This window comes from Yersinia fenwicki (assembly GCF_043099325.1).
Taxonomy (GTDB): domain Bacteria; phylum Pseudomonadota; class Gammaproteobacteria; order Enterobacterales; family Enterobacteriaceae; genus Yersinia.
The window spans coordinates 3,600,166-3,618,904 of record NZ_CP170755.1 but is presented as its reverse complement, the minus strand read 5'-3'; the positions used below and the strand labels follow the sequence as shown (position 1 = coordinate 3,618,904).

Sequence of the window (18,739 nt, the reverse complement as noted above, 5' to 3'; positions counted from 1 at the left end):
CGGGCTATTCGGTACCTTGAGTCATAAATACTCAATAAGAACGATTATCTTTATTTTTCAGTTGGATAAGCAATGAACCAACGTAATGAATTCATCACTTTGGTTTCTGACATTTTTACTCGATTTTCATCGACCAACTTCATTAATACTAACCTTGCAGTGTAAATATCCAGCTGTGCTTTATCAGCAAGTTCTCTAGTTTTTGGCCAATTGATTACAGGAGGTGGAGATTCGCTGAACTGTTCTTTAAGAACATGACAGTATTCTTCCAATATACCCATAATTTCTTCTTTACGTTGATCCTTTGGTTTCATTGATTAACTCCTCATGTGATTTAAATGTTAAAAATGTTTTATGTTTAATTTCTTATATTCTCATTGCTGGTTTTATATTTCCTACGCTTTAGTTGGGGGTATCCTACAAACAAAAAAGACTATTCATACAAACGATATTCTATTTTCTTTTTTATTTTATATGTCTTTTCTAATTCTTATTCTCATCATCAAAGTTAGTGCGAATAAATTTAACAATCAGAAGAAAATACTTAGTCTAATAATTATTTTATTTAATTTAATTTTATAGGTAAATAAAGGATATTTCTTAACATTTCAAATGATAACTTTATTAAAAATGTAAATACTCATTTAATTCAGTGTTTTATGTCGATTTGCATATGAGGAAAAGTCATGTGTATTTGAATTGAATAAAGAATTAACAAATTTTAAATTTAATATCTTTAAGCTTTTTCTGCTTTTATCGTTAGGCTTATAAGGATTTAATATCGATTATAATTTGACTTATGGAATAAGCAATCATTAGTTTTGGAAAAAAGGCTTTTAGCGATCTAATCTGTCGATTTGCTCTTTTTTGCGGATCTATATATCGAAGGTATAATGTTTATCGATCAAACTTATCGATATTATTGTTTTAACTTAGTCAATTAATTTAAACACTCTGAATTTTGACGCTTTGAATTAAATAACTATGAAGCATGAGGTTATATTTGTATTATCAGAATCGAACGAAAGGGTTTTATCGTTATTTAAATAGTTTCTTAAGATGTAGAAAATTATCAGTTTTTCCATTTCAACTTTATGGTTCTAGGCGGTCTACGACTTCTTTTTCGTATTTAGTCGATAAAAAACCGTATGGGTTTATATTTTTAAAACTACTTCGATGCGGCATTTACTTTGATTTTATTAAGGTAATTCAGCGGACAAATTTTAATTGTGTATAAAGGAATCACGTAATGAAACTGAATAAAACTATCTTGGCTGCTGGTCTGGTATTAGGTTTTGCTTCTATGGCTAATGCGGCGGATCAAGGCCAAGGTACTGTGACCTTTAATGGTTCAATCATTGATGCACCTTGCTCAATCGCAGCAGGTTCCGATGCACAGACTGTTGAAATGGGCCAGATCTCTAACGTGGCACTGCAAAATGGCGGCAAATCATCTTCGCATGATTTCAAAATCAAATTGGAAAACTGTGACACCACAACGCTGAAAACGGTAACCACCACCTTCGGCGGTGCGGAATCAGCAGCAGTACCTGGCCTACTGGGTATCACTGGTGTAGCCGAAGGTGCAGGTGTTGCAATCGTTGATGGTACTGGTTCTGTTATTACTCTGGGTACTGCGACTGAGCAGCAGACTCTGGTTACTGGTAACAACACCCTGACATTCTCTGCTTATCTGCAGGGCAGCACTGCATCTAATGCTATCAAACCAGGCAGCTTCTCAAGTGTTGCTGACTTCACCCTGGCTTACCAATAAGTCCTCTTTTCTAATTGGGCATGCGGAAAATCCGCATGTCTTTTTCTCTTGAAAAAGAGACGGATTGGATGAGCTAGGTGATTTATGTCCAGGTCATTTTTTTTAATAGTGCCTCCTTCCTTACTGATGGCGTCATTGCTGAGTTTGTCGGTAATGGCAGACCCCATGAAGACAGATTGGGGCCGCGTGAGTATGGAAGGAAGTATTACTGATACTGCTTGTGCAATAGGTCCCGGAAGTCTGGAACAGACGATTGATATGGCAATTTTCCCTATCGGTCAGTTAGTTCAGAACGGTGTCGGAGATGAACACCCGTTTGCGATCAGCTTACTCGATTGCACGATAGCTCACCCAGATCCAGACAAGTCGAACCAGCAGCATTTTGTTGTGACATTTGACGGTACTGCAGACGGTAATAATTTTGCAGTTAATGGTGACGCCGAAGGCGTGGCAATACAAATTATTGATGATAAAGGCAATATTTCGAATCCCGGGGTGGCATCACCGGAGATCAATATTATCCCTGCTGAGATGAAACTCAATTATGCCCTGCGGTTAGTGGGCAATGGCAAGACGCTGCATGCTGGAACGTATCATTCTAGCGTTCGTTTCAAATTGGATTATTACTGATTTCAATGAGTAAGGTGACATATCTTATGGTATCCGCTCGTTCCATCACCTCCGGCCTGGCTCCTCGTGATTTATTGCGAATTTTGATTGCAGTTGCATTAAGTGGCAATGCTTATGGTGTGTTGGCCAGCGATGACATTCAGTTTAATACCGATGTGTTGGATACCAAGGATCGCGCTAATTTTGACTTGAGCCAGTTCTCCCAACGCGGCTTCATCATGCCAGGGAATTATAACTTGTTGGTTAGCATGAACAAACAGGAACTTAGCGAACAGCCAATTGTGTTCTACGTCTCAGAAAAAGATGCAAAAAAAAGTGAGGCGTGTTTAACACCCCAGTTAATCGCGTTGTTGGCATTGAAAGAAGATAGCTTCAAAAAGCTGACCTGGTCGCGTAATGGGGAATGTCTGGATATTAGCAGCTTACCCGGCTTGACTGTGGAAGGTGATTTGGCGAAGTCATCGCTGTACTTGAGTGTGCCGCAAGCTTGGCTGGAATACAGCGAGCCGGATTGGGATCCTCCGTCTCGCTGGGAGGAGGGGATTCCCGGTGTACTGTTTGATTACAACGTGTTAGGGCAATTAAACCGTCAGGAAACGAACAATACCAATAATAATACGTTAAGCGGTAACGGAACCACCGGCGCTAATCTGGGCGCCTGGAGATTCCGTGCTGACTGGCAGACCCGTGTCGAGCAATCATCAGGTTCATCGACTGAGCGTCAATGGGATTGGAGCCGTTATTACGCTTATCGCGCTATCCCGAGTCTGGGAGCAAAGTTGACGCTGGGTGAAGGTTTTCTGAACTCATCCATCTTTGACAGTTTCCGTTTTAACGGCGCTAGCCTGGCGACAGATGACAATATGTTACCGCCAAATTTACGTGGTTATGCTCCTGAAATAACGGGGGTTGCTCGTACCAATGCGCGAGTAGTTGTCAGCCAGCAAGGGCGTGTGTTGAGTGAAACGCTGGTTGCTGCCGGCCCTTTTCGTATTCAGAACTTGAACAGTTTTGTCTCTGGGACGCTGGATGTGCGGGTAGAGGAACTTGACGGGCAAGTTCAACAATTTCAAGTCAATACCGCCAGTATTCCTTACCTGACCCGCCCCGGAATGGTGCGTTATCGTGTCGCTGCCGGCAAGCCTTCGAATATCGGGCATCGGGCGGAAGGGCCCGTGTTTGGCAGCGGGGAATTCTCATGGGGGATCAACAGCGGCTGGTCACTGTTTGGTGGCGCGATGAGTGGTCAAAACGAGTATCAAGCGGCATCTATGGGGATTGGCCGTGACTTGATGGAATTTGGTGCGGTGTCGGTTGATATGACCCAATCATGGGCCACTTTACCTGAGCAAGACACGTTGAGTGGCGGCTCTTATCGGGTCAACTATTCGAAAAACTTTCAGGAAACAGGCAGTCAGGTGACGTTTGCGGGCTATCGCTTCTCTGAACGTAACTTTATGAGCATGAGTGAATATCTCGACGCGCGTTATCGAAATAATGCCGTGGGTGGCAATAAAGAGATGTACACCATCAGCTTCAACCAGCAATTTCAGGATCTGGGGCTGAGCGCGTATCTGAACTATAGCCATCAGACCTATTGGGATCGCTCGGCAAATGATCGTTATAACCTGGCACTCTCGCGTTATTTTGATATCGGTAAAGTGAAAAATGTCAGTTTGACCTTCTCTGCTTACCGTAATCGCTATAACGAAAGCAATGATGATGGCGTGTATTTGTCCATGTCGATGCCATTTGGTAACAGCGCGACCATCAGTTATAGCGCGACGGTGAGTGGCAGTGAGCATAGCCAGCGAGTGGGCTATACCGATCGTCTGGATGCTCACAACAATTACCAGATCAATACCGGGGTAGCACGTAGCGGCGTGCTAGTTAGTGGTAACTACAACCACATAGGTAATAGTGCGGATATTAACGCCAATGCCAGTTATCAGGAGGGGCAATACTCTTCTGTTGGTTTAGGTATTCAGGGCGGCGCGACTATCACGGCTGAAGGCGGTGCTCTACATCGGGTGAATACCCTCGGAGGTACCCGATTGTTACTGGATACCCAAGGTGTATCTGGCGTTCCGGTTCAAGGATATGGCTCATCAATACGCACTAATCAGTTTGGTAAAGCGGTAGTCGGCGATGTGAATAGCTATTACCGCAATCGGGCCAGTATCGATATAGATAACCTGGCTGACGATGTTGAAGCCAGAGGAACCGTAGCACAGGTCACACTGACCGAGGGTGCTATTGGTTATCGCCGCTTTAATGTGATTTCCGGCGAAAAGGCAATGGCGATGATACGTATGGTAGATGGCACATCACCGCCATTTGGGGCCACCGTATTAAATGAAAATCAGCAAGAGACCGGCATTGTTAACGACGACGGTTCCACTTACCTCAGTGGGATCAAAGCCGGTGAAACCATGTCAGTGCACTGGAATGGTGAGACGCAATGCAGCATCACCTTACCGAAGGCCCTTTCTCCAGCAATATTGGCGAATCTACTGTTGCCTTGTCAGTCAATAGCCCCAGGGGATAAACCTGCGGTATCACAGTAGAAAGGTTTAGTAATAAACCTGGGGGCAGTACCCGCTCAGATAAGTGAAAAAGTGGGTTACCGCCAGGTTCTGACCACATTAGTTCGAAGGGAAAAGTAATGAATTCGAAGGAAAAGATAATGAAATTGAATAACAAATTGCGTATCACCACCATTTTAGTGACGGTACTGATGACTCAGCAAGCAACCGCAGCGATTGCACTGGACAGAACCCGGGCCATTCTTAATGGTGGCGATAAGTCGATCAGTTTGAGCATCAGCAACCAGAATAAGGAATTACCTTATCTGGCGCAGGGATGGATTGAAGATGAGCGGGGTAACAAAATCAATTCACCGTTGACGGTCGTTCCGCCAGTTCAGCGGGTAGAACCTGGTGCGATGAGTCAGTTAAAAATACAAAGTTTGCCTGCGGTGAATCAGCTGGCGCAAGATCGGGAAACCTTGTTCTATTTTAACCTGCGCGAAATCCCACCACGGTCGGACAAACCCAATACTTTGCAGATTGCTTTGCAAACGCGCATCAAACTTTTCTACCGCCCAGCGGGCATCGTGCCACAAAAGACCGATATGTCGATACCTTGGCAGGAGAAGTTACAGCTGACTCGTCAGGGTGATCGCTATCAGGTTAATAATCCGACGCCGTATTACATCACTCTGGTCGATGCCAGTGAGAGTAAAACCGGCAAAACGGCATCAGGTTTCAAGCCGCTGATGATTGCACCAAATGCGCAGGGCATGTTGGATGTGAGTGCTGCGGCATTAGGTAGCAAGCCAGTGTTGACCTATGTCAACGATTTCGGCGGCCGTCCAAAACTGATCTTCGGCTGTACGGGTAGCTCGTGTTCTGTGGTGGAAAGTATCAAGTAACAGTGTATTCCGCCACGACACATAAGAATAAGACTGGGCGGATGTCTGGCTGAATGATGAAGAAGGAAGATGGGATGGCTGTTCATTGTAAGGGAGTAGTGGCCCGGCTGGCCATAATTGGGGTGACAGCCATCGTAACATTATTAAGTAACCCAGCATGGGCATTGAATAAGACTGCGACGGTCAATGTCGCGGTCACTATTTTTGCCGCCCCGCCTTGTGTGATTAACGGTAACAACACGATTAATATCGATTTTGGCGATACTGTTCTGACCTCAAATATTGATGGTATTCAATATATTAAGCCAGTGAACTATACGTTGAACTGTACTTCGGCGGCCTCTAATGCATTGAAATTAAGCATCATAGGTAATGGAGCTAATTTTGATACCCGTGTTCTGAAAACGAGTAATTCAGCTCTGGGGATCAAGTTGATACGTAATGGGCAGGAATTTCCACTGAATACAGTATCCAATTTTACCTATCCGAATGTTCCTGTCTTGCAGGCGGTACCGGTCAAACAAACAAATGCAACGTTGAGTACGGGCTATTTTTCCGGCACAGCGACTCTGGTTGTGGAGTACCAGTAATGAAAATTAATGCATTGATATCAGGTAGTGTCGTTGCGATAGTGCTAGCTCTCGGTAGTTCGTTTGCCTATGCAGACAACATGCTGTTCTCAGGTACATTAATTAATCCTCCACCCTGCGTAATTAATAGTGGCAACACGATAGATGTACCTTTCGGGGAAAATTTGGGTGTAAACAAGATCGATGGCATCAATTATACCCAAGCCGTGCCATATAGCATGACATGTGAAACCGTCAGTAGCAGCTTGGAATTAGGTATCACAATTGTCAGTGCTTCTGTGACGACATTTGATGCTGCAGCGATACAAACCGATGTTCAGAATCTGGGCGTTCGCATACTGAAAAATGGTATTCCTTTTGCGCTTAATACCCGAGTGACTTATGACAAAAATAATCCACCGGTACTTAAAGCTGTGCCGGTGAAGGCCACTGGAGCAACATTAAACGAAGGAAGATTTGAGGCTACCGCTACATTATTAGTGGATTATCAATAGGATCAAATGATGAATAATTTAAATCTGCTGATGCACGTGGGGAAAACTATATTAAGTATTCTTATTCTACATATTTTGGGAACTCTGCCGGTATCGGCCGCTGACAATATGCGTTTTCATGGCGCATTAGTGGCTGAGCCTTGTACGATTCGCCCAGGCGATGATGCTATTAGTTTGAATTTTGGTACTGTCGTTGATAAATATCTATATTCGAATCAGAGAACGTTAGGAAAACAGTTCCAAATACATTTGCTAGATTGCGATATCAGCTTAGGTACAACCGCCAATATTATTTTTACTGGTAATGATAGTGTTAATTTACCTGGACTGTTGGCAGTTGACAGTAGTGATATGGGTATCGCCATCGGTCTTGAAACATTGGCGGGAAAGCCGCTGTATCTAAACCAATCGAGTGACGATATCGCACTTGATACAGGTAATAATATTATTACCTTGAAAGCTTATGTTCGGGGGGAGCCGGATGCGATAACTCAACGCACCATTAAACACGGTGAGTTCAGTGCAGTCGCAACATTTAACCTGCAATATTATTAATTAGAGAGCTTACTAACTTTATTTCAATACGAATATGTTAATGCTGAAACTTATTATCATCCTCTTAAGTGCAGATATGTAGATATGCAGATAGAGATAATGGAACCTAAACGAATGACACAGCCTAATATGCAATTAAGTTATAAATATTGCTGGCTAATCGCTTGCGTACTGTTCTTATTTCCGCTTTATAGTCAAGCCAGTGCTTGGGTTTCGACTCAAACGCGAATAGGGGGTCAATATACCGGAACATTCTCCTGGCCAAGTGAGGAACTAACCAACGTACTTTGTACATCCTCATCTTGCTCTGTGGCTATCTGCCACTACTCCAGTAATGAAGCTGAGCGGTGCCTTAACCCGAGTGAGGCATCAACGCGAGTGATTGTTTCTCAAGGAGCAACCGCGCAAACCATGCGAGATACATTTGTTAGTCGCAATGGTGCTTCTGGAAGTTGGAGCACCACTACTCCGGTCTTGAGTTCTTCAAATACCTGTTTTGGTATTCTATATTGGCAAGGGGTAGGCGATTTAAACTTTAGCGGCAATCTGATCCCCGGCTCCTATTGTGGTGCAGTTCCTCCGACCCCGGAAACTTGCGATATTACCGGTGATGTGTATATCAATTATGGTTCGCTTAATCAGCAAAGTGTTGATGGCGCGATAAAAAGTGAACCGCTGACGATCAACTGCACGGTCATAACATCCGTGAAATTAACGCTAGTAGGGGCTAAAAGTATTAACCTCGGGCAAAATGGCAATCTGACGTCCACATTAAAAGTATCAGGGCAAGACTTATCCAATGGCGTCACGGTAACAGCAAACATCGGTAATACCTCTTTCCTGATTGAATCAACACTTCATGCGCCCACTTTGCCGGACGCAGGAACATTTAGTGGTAGTGGAGTTATTATTATGTCCTATTTATAAATACAGAGTCGGATACACTCATTATCTGAGTGTATGATTATTATGAATATAAAATAGCGATTATAATTCTTTTTTTATATTCATAAGTTGGGTTATTTTACTGCCATACATATATGGCAGGGCATTCCCATGATATTTATTTTTGTATTATTTAAAATTAAATAAATGTTATTTTTTTTGTTGTAATATATTGAGTTGATATAGTATAAATATATTGCGTTGGATTGTTCAGGTATCAAGTCTTTATCTGGAAATGAAACGCGAACTTCAATGGCCTATTAAATAAATAGACTGTAAATTTTTAATTTTAAGGATTTTTCTCATGAAAAAAATGAACATGGCAGTTGCTAATACAATCGTTGGCGGTACAGGTAAAACGTGTAAAGATACTTTCGAGTGGCAGACTACCGGTACCACTGCAACTTGCATTGCAGTCACTACTTGTACTGATAAACACGGTAAAGTATTAAGCTCAACATCTACACCTAGCAACCTTGAAAACTGTATTTAATTAAATATTCGTTAATTTATATCGATATTTAATTGTATCCCAGGCAAGTATGGGAGGAATTTCTATACTTGCCTGATTTATTTTTTAAAAAATTTCATTGATGCTTAAAATCAAGAATTATCTCATTAATTGAATATTGTAAAATCACTCCACAGACATAAATCTCATTTCATTTTTTATGTCTTACCTTAACTCTGATTGTGAATGAAACTGACTATGTCTACTGAAAAAAATATGTTTAGGAGTAAGGGATTCTTTATAGGCTATACACTGTTGGTTATCCTTATTTCTTCATTGATAACAACGGCCTATTTCCACTATTTCGTCCTCAATCAGGATGCACAAGAAAGTTTATTCTCTGTCAGCAGCAGTGACATTGAAAACAGCCCAATTAAAGACGATAACAGTATTATCGAGATCTTCTCTTATGGCTGTCATTACTGCGCCATTAATGAACAGAACATCACTCAATTAGAAAACCACATGCCAGAAGGAACTCGTTTTATCCGTCTGCATATCAGCAGTGATAAAACCACTGGCTTGGGGCGTTTTGCACCTATTTTTGCCACCTTATCGGTGATGGGTATTGAGCCGCAACATCGTAAAAGTGCTTACAAAGCGGTACTCGATGACAACATCGACTTGAGTGACAACAGTCAACTCGAAACCTGGCTAAAAGCCAATGACATCGATGTGGCTAATTACCAGCAAGTGAGTCAGTCCGCTGAAGTTAAAGCGTTAATTTCCTATATGACGGCAGTGACCGCGCATTACAAGATAGACGCAACTCCGACCTTTATTATCAGCAAAAAATGGATAGCGTTGCAGGACAGGGAATTCCCTGCGTTCTCGAATCACCTCTTATCATTACTCGAGCACGATAAGGCGCTGGAGAAATAATGAGACTGCTAGCCGTATGGGGTTATTTCACCTGGCGAAACCAGCTCGATAAGCTGGCTTTCAGTGGACGCTTGTTCGCTCGCGGGCAGGCCAAGGCAGCTATCTGGCTGTTACGGCACGGTGATTATCGTTTCTTGCTGGTACTCGGTGTTTTGCGCCGTGTTTTCGGTTTGGCTTCGCGGCGTCAGATGAATCTGGCGCGAGTGGCGGCGGCGAATAGCCAGTGTTTGCTCAATGGCCAAGCTAGTCCATCAGTACAGGATTTCATCGGTACTGCACAGCGCCGTCAGGTGTTGGAGTCGGCCGCAACTTATGGTCAGAATCGGCAAGTTTTAGCCCAGTTAGCGGCGTGTACCCAGCAGCTAGACGGTCAGGTTAGTGCGCTGCATGAGGCCGGTTCTCCGGTTATTTTGGCGCCATTGCATATGGTGTCAGATGTGTTGGCTGGCATGGTAGGCGCGAATGTTTACCCGGGTCAGGCGACCGCAGTGGTTTCAGCCAGCGCTGAGGCTTATGAAGAACAGTCACGGCAAATGGGGGGGGTAAACATTACCTATTGTTCCATCCATGCTGACAGCCGTGCCATCGCCGGTAACCTGATGAGTGCCATCATGGAAGCGGCCGAGCATAAGCGAAATATTATGATTTTTCCGGATATTACGCCGGACTACACCGTTAATAACCAACCAGCAGAAACAGCAAAAATGGCCTGCCAACTGTTTAACCGCCCAGCCAATTTACACAGCGGCATCATTCGTCTTGCCAGAGCATTGTCAGCACAGGTGGTTTTTTATTATCTGTATTACGACAAAGAAATAAAAATACATATCTATCCTGCACTTAGTGCACGAGAAGTGAAAAGTAAATTACCTGAATTAATTGAAACATCCCTGACGCAGCATCCACAGGATTGGCTGTTATGGCACTCACATTCGTTATTTTTTATTAACGAATAATGTCCCTGATGAAGAATAGTAGAAAATGGAAAAGATAATCCCAACGCTAGTTTTTCAAAGCGAAACCAATGAGTGTGGTTTGGCCTGTATTGCGATGTTGGCACAGACGCAAGGCATAAATGCGCCGCTAGAAAGCTTACGTGAGCGTTATCCTGCCTCTGGGCATGGCACATCACTGGCCACGCTTTGTACTATTTTATCTGAGTTGGCAATACCGGCTTATCCGGTGGTATTTGAACATCAGGAGCTATCTGCTTTACCGCTGCCCGCCATCTTGCATTATGGTGCCAGCCATTATGTATTGCTGGCGTATCGCAAAGGTAACTATGTCTGCGTTATGAACCCGGCCATCGGGCAGCAGTTACTGCCGTTGGATGCATTGAAAGCAGAAATCAGTGGTTATGCACTGGTATTGGACCCGGAAACACCCGCCTCACCTGACGCGCTGAAAAACATTGAACACAGCAAGCGACTCAGTGCGCTCGATTGCATGAGCTTGAAAGAAACCGCCAGTGTTCGCGGTATCTATTGGCTGATGACATTGGCGTTTTTGATCTCGCTGACACTCTTTATTATGCCGACCATGGTCAGCAGCGCCATCAATGATGTGTTCTCATCTGCGGGCGATAAAGATTTCCCCTATTTCTATTTTCTGCTGGCTTTTGTTGTCTCCACATCACTCGCTTTTTGCGTGCGATATATCACCGAGCGTTATATTAAACACTTTGTGGTGCTTAACAGTGTCGCGGGTTTCTCTCGCTTGCTCAGTCATTCGCTGAACTTCTTTGATAAGCGAGCACCGGGTGACATCTTTAGCCGGTTCTCGAACTGGCAGATGGCGGCAACTCAAAAAATCGAGCTGGATAACGGTCTGCGTACCGATTGGATAATCGGTGCCATCGCGCTGGCAGTGATGTGCTACATGAGTCCACTGCTGGCGATGGTGTCTGCTATTAGCGTCATGTTGATGGGCCTTATCAGTATTTGGGCTATCTACCGTGACCGCTACTACACCCAACAGTTGCAGGTTAAAAGTGCCGAACAAAGTGATTTTATTCTGGAAACCATTCAGGGTTTCTCTACGATTAAATCGGCCGGTTTATCCAGCCAGCGCCAAGGGGTATTTGCTCGACTGGCGCTGTCGTTATTTACGACGTTGCAGAAGAAGAAAATCTACGATCAGGTTAAAAATAGCCTGTATCAGCTGATTGGTAGTCTGGAAATGGTGTTCTTTATGCTGCTGGCTTTGCCGCTGCTGAAGCAGGGGACACTGAGTCTGGGCGAGTTCTTCGCCTACAGCTTTGTGCGCGAGATTTTTACCTCCTATATTACCAAGATTTTTTATGCGGTTTTGCAGAAAAACCAGTTGCACGTCATTGATATCCGCGCGCGCGACCTATTCCCAGTCGGGCAGTCTACATCGCCGGAAAAGCGTTCTTCCATTTCGACTGCGCCACCAACATTTACGCAGAAATTGGTCTATCAGAACATTCGCTTCGCCTACGATGCCAGCCAGCCGGTATTGCGTGATTTATCGCTGTCCCTGACGCGCGGGCAAAGTGTGGCAATTATCGGTGAGTCCGGTGCCGGGAAAAGCACTTTGCTAAAAGTGATGGCAGGATTGATGCCACCACAGGGAGGGCAAGTATTGGTCGATGGCGAAACTGTTGATTTCCAACAAGCACATACTCTGTTCTTTCTGCAAAGTCAGGAAGACATTCTGTTTAATGCATCGGTATTACAAAATATCACTTTGTTTGATGGGCATTTGGATACCGATAAGCACCAACGTATCGAACGCTCATTGCAAGGGCTGCAATTAACACAAGTCATCGAAAAATTACCCGGCGGTCTCAACGCGCTGGTGCGCGAAAGTCACGCTGCTCTTTCATTGGGGCAACGTCAGCGATTACTACTGGCTCGCGCCATGTACAGCGACTGTCCGGTATTGGTACTGGATGAACCTACGGCTAATCTGGACGAAGAAACTGCCCATCAGGTAATGCAGACTCTGCTTGCCCACTGCCGTGACTATCAGAAAACATTGATAACCGTGACCCACAGCGAAAGTGTGTTACCGATGTTTGACGGTGTTTTCCGCTTAAACGACGGCCAATTGGTACGCTATGCTCAGCCGTTGGCCTCAGTCCGCCTGACACCAGCGGCGGTTAACTGATGCCTATCAAGCTGAAAAATAAGAAGCATCAGCTCATGCTGGGGCTGTTTATTATTTCGTTGCTGATTATCAGTCGCGCCATTGCGTTGTCGATCTCGGATAGTCAGCAGGATATGCCGCAGTTAACTGAAACCATTGGGCGCGGTGATATCGAACGGAATGTAATGGCAGCCGGCAGTTTAAAACCTTCATTGCAGGTCAATGTGGGCGCGCAGGTGAACGGGCAGCTAACCAAACTGTATGTCAAACAGGGAGATCGCGTTACCCGTGGTCAATTGTTGGCTGAAATAGATCCGACTTTGCAGCAAAACGAATTGCGTAAATCGGAAGCTGAATTGCAGAGTGCGCAGGCGCAGAAGCAGGCAAGTCAGGCTTTGTTACGTCAATATCTGCTCGAGTTTCGCCGCCAACAGACCTTGGCAAAAGAAGGTTCTGGCGTGAAAAGTGCGCTGGAAAAAGCACAAGCGCAATATGACAGCCAGCTAGCGCAATTGCATGTAAATGAAGCGCAAATTGTGCAAAGCCAAATGGCAATGGAAACAGCAAAAGCTAATCTGGGATTTACCCGTATCATGGCGCCGATTGACGGTGAAGTGCTGGGTATTGTCACCAAAGAGGGGCAAACCATTGTTTCCTCTCAAACCGCACCGACCATTTTGGTGCTGGCGAATGTCGATACCATGACGGTGCACACGCGCATTTCAGAAACCGATATTCTCAAAGTCAGTGTAGGGCAACCCTTGTGGTTCTATGTGGTCGCTGACCCCGATCGCCGTTATGACAGCCGGATGGATGCCATTCAGGAAGCGTCGGCTGAAAGTTTGCGCGAAGACAGTTCTGGCTCAGCGAGCAGCCAGCAACCTTCTGCGGTTTATTACAACGGCATATTCAACATTGCCAACCAAGAGCGGCTATTACGGACATCAATGACTGCGCAGGTATTTATTATCACCGCGCAGGCAAAAAATGTATTGCGGGTGCCACTGTCTGCGTTGGGTGAGCAACAATCAGATAAGCGCTATCGGGTCCAGATTATCAACGGCAAACAGACGTCAGTGCGCTGGGTCTCTGTTGGCCTGCGTAATGCGCAGTATGCCGAGGTGAAAGCAGGGCTGGCGCAGGGCGACCAAGTGTTGTTACTGGGAACGTCAGCGGGAGCCAGCAATGAACATTAATGCCGTTCATCCCGCTGATGCTAACGATAACCCATTGATTGAACTCAAGGGGATCTATCGTCATTTTACTTCCGGCGCAGAATCCTTGGCGGTGCTCAAGAATATCTCATTGTCGATTCATAGCGGCGAAATGGTGGCAATTATTGGTGCATCTGGCTCCGGTAAATCGACACTAATGAATATCATCGGCTGTTTGGATAAGCCCACACAGGGTGAGATGTCAATTCATCATATCCCGACACGGCAGGCTAGCAGTGAACAATTGGCGCAATTACGCAGCCAGTACATCGGTTTTATTTTTCAGCGCTATCACCTGATGCCGTATTTAACTGCCACTGAGAATGTGGTTATTCCTGCGCTTTATACTGCCATGACCGCCACCGAACGCCATGAGCGCGCGGTGTATCTGCTGCGTCGTCTGGGGCTGGGTCAGCATTTACTGCATAAACCGGCACAATTGTCAGGTGGGCAGCAGCAGCGAGTGAGCATTGCCCGGGCCCTGATGAATGGTGCCGGTATTATTTTGGCCGATGAACCTACTGGCGCGCTCGACCGCAGCAGTGGTCAGGAACTGATGGGCATTTTGCATGGTCTGCATCAGTCTGGCCACACCATTATTATCGTGACCCACGACCGTAATATCGCCAACCAGGCGCAGCGCATTATCGAAATTAGCGACGGTGAAATTATTGCCGATCGAACTAATGAAGCAATAGACACCAGCGCGATGCAAGCAGCATTACCTGTTCCGCTTGCCACCGGCCGGCCGCATTGGTGGTTGAGCGTTAGAGAAGCGATCAAAATGGCCTGGCGCGCCCTGCTGGGGCATCGAATTCGCGCCTTTTTATCAATGCTCGGCATCATTATCGGCATTTCGTCGGTGGTGTCCTCTATGGCGGTGGGCGAAGGTGCTCGTCAGGAAATTCTCAATGAAATTAGCCAATTAGGAACCAGCAACCTGGACATTCGCCCAGGGCTTGGTTGGGATAAACCGCGCCCGGATTTTGAGCGTGCACTGTCAGTGGCCGATATTGAGCTACTGAGCCAGCAACCTTACGTCGATAGCTTGTCCCCGGTAGTGAGTAAAATGGTCGTAGCGGTGCGGGGCAACAAACAAGTGATGGTGTCGCTCTCTGGCGTCAGCCAAGAGTTCTTTCAGGTGAAAGGGCTGAATTTTTCTGTGGGTGATGGTTTTACCCAGAGCCACGTCAATGCGCGTGAGCCGGTCGTCATCCTGCAACCAGAACTTAGCGATACGCTGTTTGCTGCCGGGCAGAATCCACTAGGCGAAATTGTTCAGCTCGGTGGTATTCCCTTACGTGTGATCGGTGTCGCCAAGCGCGGTGGTTCATCCTTTGGCGGATTACTGGCCGCGTGGATGCCTTATACCTCACTCACCGAGCGTATTTCAGGTGATATTCCACTGGAGTCAATAACTGTGCGAGTGCGCGAAGGTTACAACCTGAATAATGTGCAGCGCGATGTTGAAAAACTGCTGGAAGGTGCCCACGGTCAGCGCGACTTTTTCATTCTGAGCAATGACCAGATGAGCAAGGCAATTCAAAAAACCTCTGACTCGATGACACTACTGATCACCTCGATTGCCGCCATTTCGCTGCTGGTGGGTGGAGTTGGCGTGATGAATATCATGTTGGTGTCGGTGACTGAACGCACCCATGAAATCGGTATTCGTCTGTCGGTCGGTGCTCGTCCAAGTGACATCATGATCCAGTTCCTGATTGAAGCGGTGGTGATATGTACCCTTGGTGGCCTGATAGGGATCGTCGGCTCGGCGCTGGCAGGGGTGGTTTTCTCGTGGGTTACCCAAGAGTTCACTATGATCTTCACTTGGCCACCGTTGGTGTTGGCTTGCAGTTTCTCCGCGCTTATCGGGTTGGGATTTGGCTTTTTCCCAGCGCGCAATGCCGCTCGTTTGCATCCGACTGAGGCATTGGCTCGAGAATGACCAGATTGATGATTAAACTTTCAATATCACTGATAAGCCTGCTACTTCTGGGCTGTGGCTCATTACTGAAAAGCGAATATCAGCGGCCGATGTTGTCAGTTCCCGATGAGTGGCGAGTGAAGGATACCGGGGGCGGTTACCTGCATCACAGTGTGCATTGGTGGGAGAATTTCGACGATCCTCAACTGTCTGACAGCATCAGTCGCATGTTGGTCAGTAACAACGATTTGGCCGCAGCAGGTTTTAAGTTGCAACAGGCACGCCTGACGGCAGGGCTGACCAATACCAACATGACACCGAACGTCACTTTGACCGGTGCGGGCAGTAATACTCGCTCGTTGAATGAAAATACTCAGCCACGCGAGAGCTACAGCACTTCGCTTAGGCTGAGTTACGAACTGGACTTGTGGGGCAAACTGGCCCGCGCCCGTGATCAATCGGCGTGGTTAGTGAATGCGACTGAACAGGACCAGCAGGAAACGGCGCTGTCATTGATTGGCACCACCGCTGATCTCTATTGGCAGATTGCCAAATTCAATCAGCAGCTGAGTTACCAACAGACGGCATTAGCTATCTCGCAAGATACGCTCAACATTGTGCGTTCACGGCTCGCGGCGGGTGATGCCAGTGAAATTGAGTTATTGCAGGCGCAACAAACCTTGCTGGATAGGCAAAATCAATATCAAAACCTTGAGCAACAACGGGAAGCTACGCGTAATGCCATGGCATTACTGTTTAACCGCGCCCCGGATTATCGCCAGAGCGAACGCCAATCATTAGATTTAAAACAACAGGTTGCGATAGCAAACAGTGTGCCACTACAGGTTATTGCTCAGCGGCCAGATGTGCAAGCGGCCGAGTGGCGTTTGCGTGCGGCAATGGCTGGCTCCGATGTAGCGAAACTGAATTTCTACCCGACACTCTCGTTGGGAGCGACATTGGATGCCGGTAGTGCGGTGTTTTCACAATGGTTTAGCAACCCGAGCCGCACACTCAGTGCCAATAGTGCGTTGCCTTTCTTACAGTGGAACACCGTGCAACTCACCATTGACCAGTCAAAATTGGATGTGAAATTGGCCGCTGTGGATTTTCGCAGCAAGGTTTACAGCGCCCTTAAAGATGTCGATGACGCCATGACGGCACGGCTGAGCTATCAGCAGCAAAAACAGAATCAGTGGCAGAACCTACAACTGAGTCAGCGGCGGTTAACTCTGGCTAATAGCCAATACCAGGCAGGCGCCGTTTCATTTCAGACCTTACTGGATGCGCAGGATGCCCTACTGACCAGTGAAACCAGTTTGCTCGAACTTCAATATAACTATCTGAATGCCACCATGAAATTCTGGTTGGCGTTAGGTGGCGGCGTTGATAACAGCAGGGACAGTAAAGGAATTAAATCATGACGAATACAGTTAAACAGCGCCGGGTGGTTGTCACCGGTTACGGCAGTGTAACTCCGATGGGCATGACGGCGCAGCAAAGCTGGGAAGCTATTATGGATTATAAATTGGGTTATCGTTATTACGATAAATCCGCGCAGGGGGTCAAGTCGCGCTTTTTTGGTCTGCTAGAGGCCGAACCTAATTTGAAATCAGTCCCTGCCGCAATTCGCCGTCGCCTGCCGCGCTATGCCCGACTGGCATTGGCCGCCGCACGAGAGGCCATGACGATGGCATTTGCTGAGAAATCTGTCGCAGATTATTACGATTTGCTTGATTGCGGCACTATCATCGGCAGCGGCTGGGCTGGGCAGGATGAAACTCATGATAACTATAAAGGTTATTTAGAAACCGGTTTGGGCACCCCGTTTGGCTGTTTCTTATCGATGCCGAATGCGGGTACCGCGGCATGTAGCTTGTATTGGGGATTGCGCGGCTATCAGAACTCACCGATTGCCGCTTGCGCCACTGGCACCATAGCCATTGGTGATGCATTTGAAATTATCCGCAGCGGACGAGCCTCCATGATGCTGGCAGGAGCAGGAGAGTCTCTGCGCAGTGACTCTGCCGTCTGGAACATCGATATTTTGGGTGCCTTGGCGCACGAACAGGAAGATGCCAGCAAAGCGAGTTGCCCTTTCAGTTTGGATCGAAACGGCTTTGTGTTATCCGAAGGCGCGGCGGTACTGTGTCTGGAAGAACGTGAAAGTGCGATTGCCCGTGGCGCTACCATTCTCGGCGAAATTAAAGGCTACGGTAACTATTCCGATGCCTTTGATTTCACCGCCCCGGCAGAAGACAAAGTGGCGCGGGTGAAAACCATTCAGCACGCCTTGCAACAAGCGGGTTTGAGCGCCGATGAGATTGATTATGTCAACCTGCACGGTATCTCGACTCAGCTTAACGATCTGAATGAAACCCAAGCCATTAAGCAAGCCTTTGGTGCTGCGGCGTATACCACGCCACTGTCGAGTACCAAATCCTATTCTGGGCATTTAATTGCGGCGGCGGGTAGCTTTGAATCTATTATCTGCCTGCAAGCGCTGGAGCATCAGCTGATGCCCGCGACCTGTAATCTGAAAAGTGCTGACCCGCAATGTGACCTTGATTACATCAGTGAAGGTCATCGGCCAAAAACCTTGCGCAATACATTAAATCTGAGCTTTGGCTTTGGTGGTGCGAATGCTGCATTGGTTATCGGGTTGGATTAAGC

Annotated in this window: 17 protein-coding genes; 16 read left to right on the top strand and 1 reads right to left on the bottom strand. The window is 46.4% G+C overall.

All coding sequences use genetic code 11. The features are described from left to right. Nucleotides 1–50: 50 nt before the first annotated feature. The gene (locus ACF3VQ_RS16500; protein ID WP_392432197.1) at nt 51–314 is read right to left on the bottom strand and encodes a FaeA/PapI family transcriptional regulator; all 264 of its coding nucleotides are present in this window, start codon (nt 312–314) and stop codon (nt 51–53) included. 935 nt (nt 315–1,249) lie between these two features. Between ACF3VQ_RS16500 and ACF3VQ_RS16495 the strand changes: the two genes are divergently transcribed. The 16 genes from ACF3VQ_RS16495 (at nt 1,250) to ACF3VQ_RS16420 (ending at nt 18,737) form a co-directional block, all read left to right on the top strand. Continuing rightward, the gene (locus ACF3VQ_RS16495) at nt 1,250–1,774 is read left to right on the top strand and encodes a fimbrial protein (protein ID WP_392432196.1); all 525 of its coding nucleotides are present in this window, start codon (nt 1,250–1,252) and stop codon (nt 1,772–1,774) included. A 126-nt stretch (nt 1,775–1,900) separates the two neighbouring features. After that, complete coding sequence (locus tag ACF3VQ_RS16490; RefSeq protein WP_392435653.1) at nt 1,901–2,404, top strand: fimbrial protein; 504 nt, start codon at nt 1,901–1,903, stop codon at nt 2,402–2,404. Nucleotides 2,405–2,430: 26 nt separating this feature from the next. Continuing rightward, the gene (locus tag ACF3VQ_RS16485) at nt 2,431–4,971 is read left to right on the top strand and encodes an outer membrane usher protein (RefSeq protein ID WP_392432195.1); all 2,541 of its coding nucleotides are present in this window, start codon (nt 2,431–2,433) and stop codon (nt 4,969–4,971) included. A gap of 119 nt (nt 4,972–5,090) precedes the next feature. Further along, on the top strand, nt 5,091–5,837 hold the full coding sequence (locus ACF3VQ_RS16480; RefSeq protein WP_392432194.1) for a fimbria/pilus periplasmic chaperone: 747 nt from the start codon (nt 5,091–5,093) through the stop codon (nt 5,835–5,837). A 74-nt stretch (nt 5,838–5,911) separates the two neighbouring features. Continuing rightward, on the top strand, nt 5,912–6,427 hold the full coding sequence (locus tag ACF3VQ_RS16475) for a fimbrial protein (protein WP_392435651.1): 516 nt from the start codon (nt 5,912–5,914) through the stop codon (nt 6,425–6,427). After that, the gene (locus ACF3VQ_RS16470; protein WP_392432193.1) at nt 6,427–6,921 is read left to right on the top strand and encodes a fimbrial protein; all 495 of its coding nucleotides are present in this window, start codon (nt 6,427–6,429) and stop codon (nt 6,919–6,921) included. Before ACF3VQ_RS16475 ends, ACF3VQ_RS16470 begins: the two co-directional genes overlap by 1 nt. A 9-nt stretch (nt 6,922–6,930) precedes the next feature. Then, the gene (locus ACF3VQ_RS16465) at nt 6,931–7,476 is read left to right on the top strand and encodes a fimbrial protein (protein ID WP_392435648.1); all 546 of its coding nucleotides are present in this window, start codon (nt 6,931–6,933) and stop codon (nt 7,474–7,476) included. 114 nt (nt 7,477–7,590) lie between these two features. Beyond that, a complete protein-coding gene (locus tag ACF3VQ_RS16460) occupies nt 7,591–8,403 on the top strand; it encodes an exotoxin (RefSeq protein WP_392432192.1) in 813 nt (270 codons plus the stop codon). Between the two features lie 322 nt (nt 8,404–8,725). Continuing rightward, nucleotides 8,726–8,914 (top strand): DUF4762 family protein, encoded by a 189-nt coding sequence (locus ACF3VQ_RS16455; RefSeq protein WP_392432191.1) that lies wholly within the window; start codon nt 8,726–8,728, stop codon nt 8,912–8,914. A 273-nt stretch (nt 8,915–9,187) separates the two neighbouring features. Then, on the top strand, nt 9,188–9,814 hold the full coding sequence (locus ACF3VQ_RS16450; RefSeq protein WP_392435646.1) for a DsbA family protein: 627 nt from the start codon (nt 9,188–9,190) through the stop codon (nt 9,812–9,814). Then, a complete protein-coding gene (locus ACF3VQ_RS16445) occupies nt 9,814–10,770 on the top strand; it encodes an ABC transporter (RefSeq protein WP_392432190.1) in 957 nt (318 codons plus the stop codon). Before ACF3VQ_RS16450 ends, ACF3VQ_RS16445 begins: the two co-directional genes overlap by 1 nt. A 25-nt stretch (nt 10,771–10,795) precedes the next feature. Further along, nucleotides 10,796–12,946 carry a peptidase domain-containing ABC transporter gene (locus ACF3VQ_RS16440; RefSeq protein WP_392432189.1) on the top strand — a complete coding sequence of 717 codons (2,151 nt, stop codon included), beginning with the start codon at nt 10,796–10,798 and terminating at the stop codon, nt 12,944–12,946. Next, a complete protein-coding gene (locus ACF3VQ_RS16435; RefSeq protein ID WP_392432188.1) occupies nt 12,946–14,121 on the top strand; it encodes an efflux RND transporter periplasmic adaptor subunit in 1,176 nt (391 codons plus the stop codon). Before ACF3VQ_RS16440 ends, ACF3VQ_RS16435 begins: the two co-directional genes overlap by 1 nt. After that, nucleotides 14,111–16,087 (top strand): ABC transporter permease, encoded by a 1,977-nt coding sequence (locus tag ACF3VQ_RS16430; protein ID WP_392432187.1) that lies wholly within the window; start codon nt 14,111–14,113, stop codon nt 16,085–16,087. The genes ACF3VQ_RS16435 and ACF3VQ_RS16430 overlap by 11 nt, the downstream gene beginning before the upstream one ends. Beyond that, complete coding sequence (locus tag ACF3VQ_RS16425) at nt 16,084–17,490, top strand: efflux transporter outer membrane subunit (RefSeq protein ID WP_392432186.1); 1,407 nt, start codon at nt 16,084–16,086, stop codon at nt 17,488–17,490. The genes ACF3VQ_RS16430 and ACF3VQ_RS16425 overlap by 4 nt, the downstream gene beginning before the upstream one ends. Next, nucleotides 17,487–18,737 (top strand): beta-ketoacyl-[acyl-carrier-protein] synthase family protein, encoded by a 1,251-nt coding sequence (locus tag ACF3VQ_RS16420; protein ID WP_392432185.1) that lies wholly within the window; start codon nt 17,487–17,489, stop codon nt 18,735–18,737. Before ACF3VQ_RS16425 ends, ACF3VQ_RS16420 begins: the two co-directional genes overlap by 4 nt. The last annotated feature ends 2 nt before the right edge of the window (nt 18,738–18,739 follow it).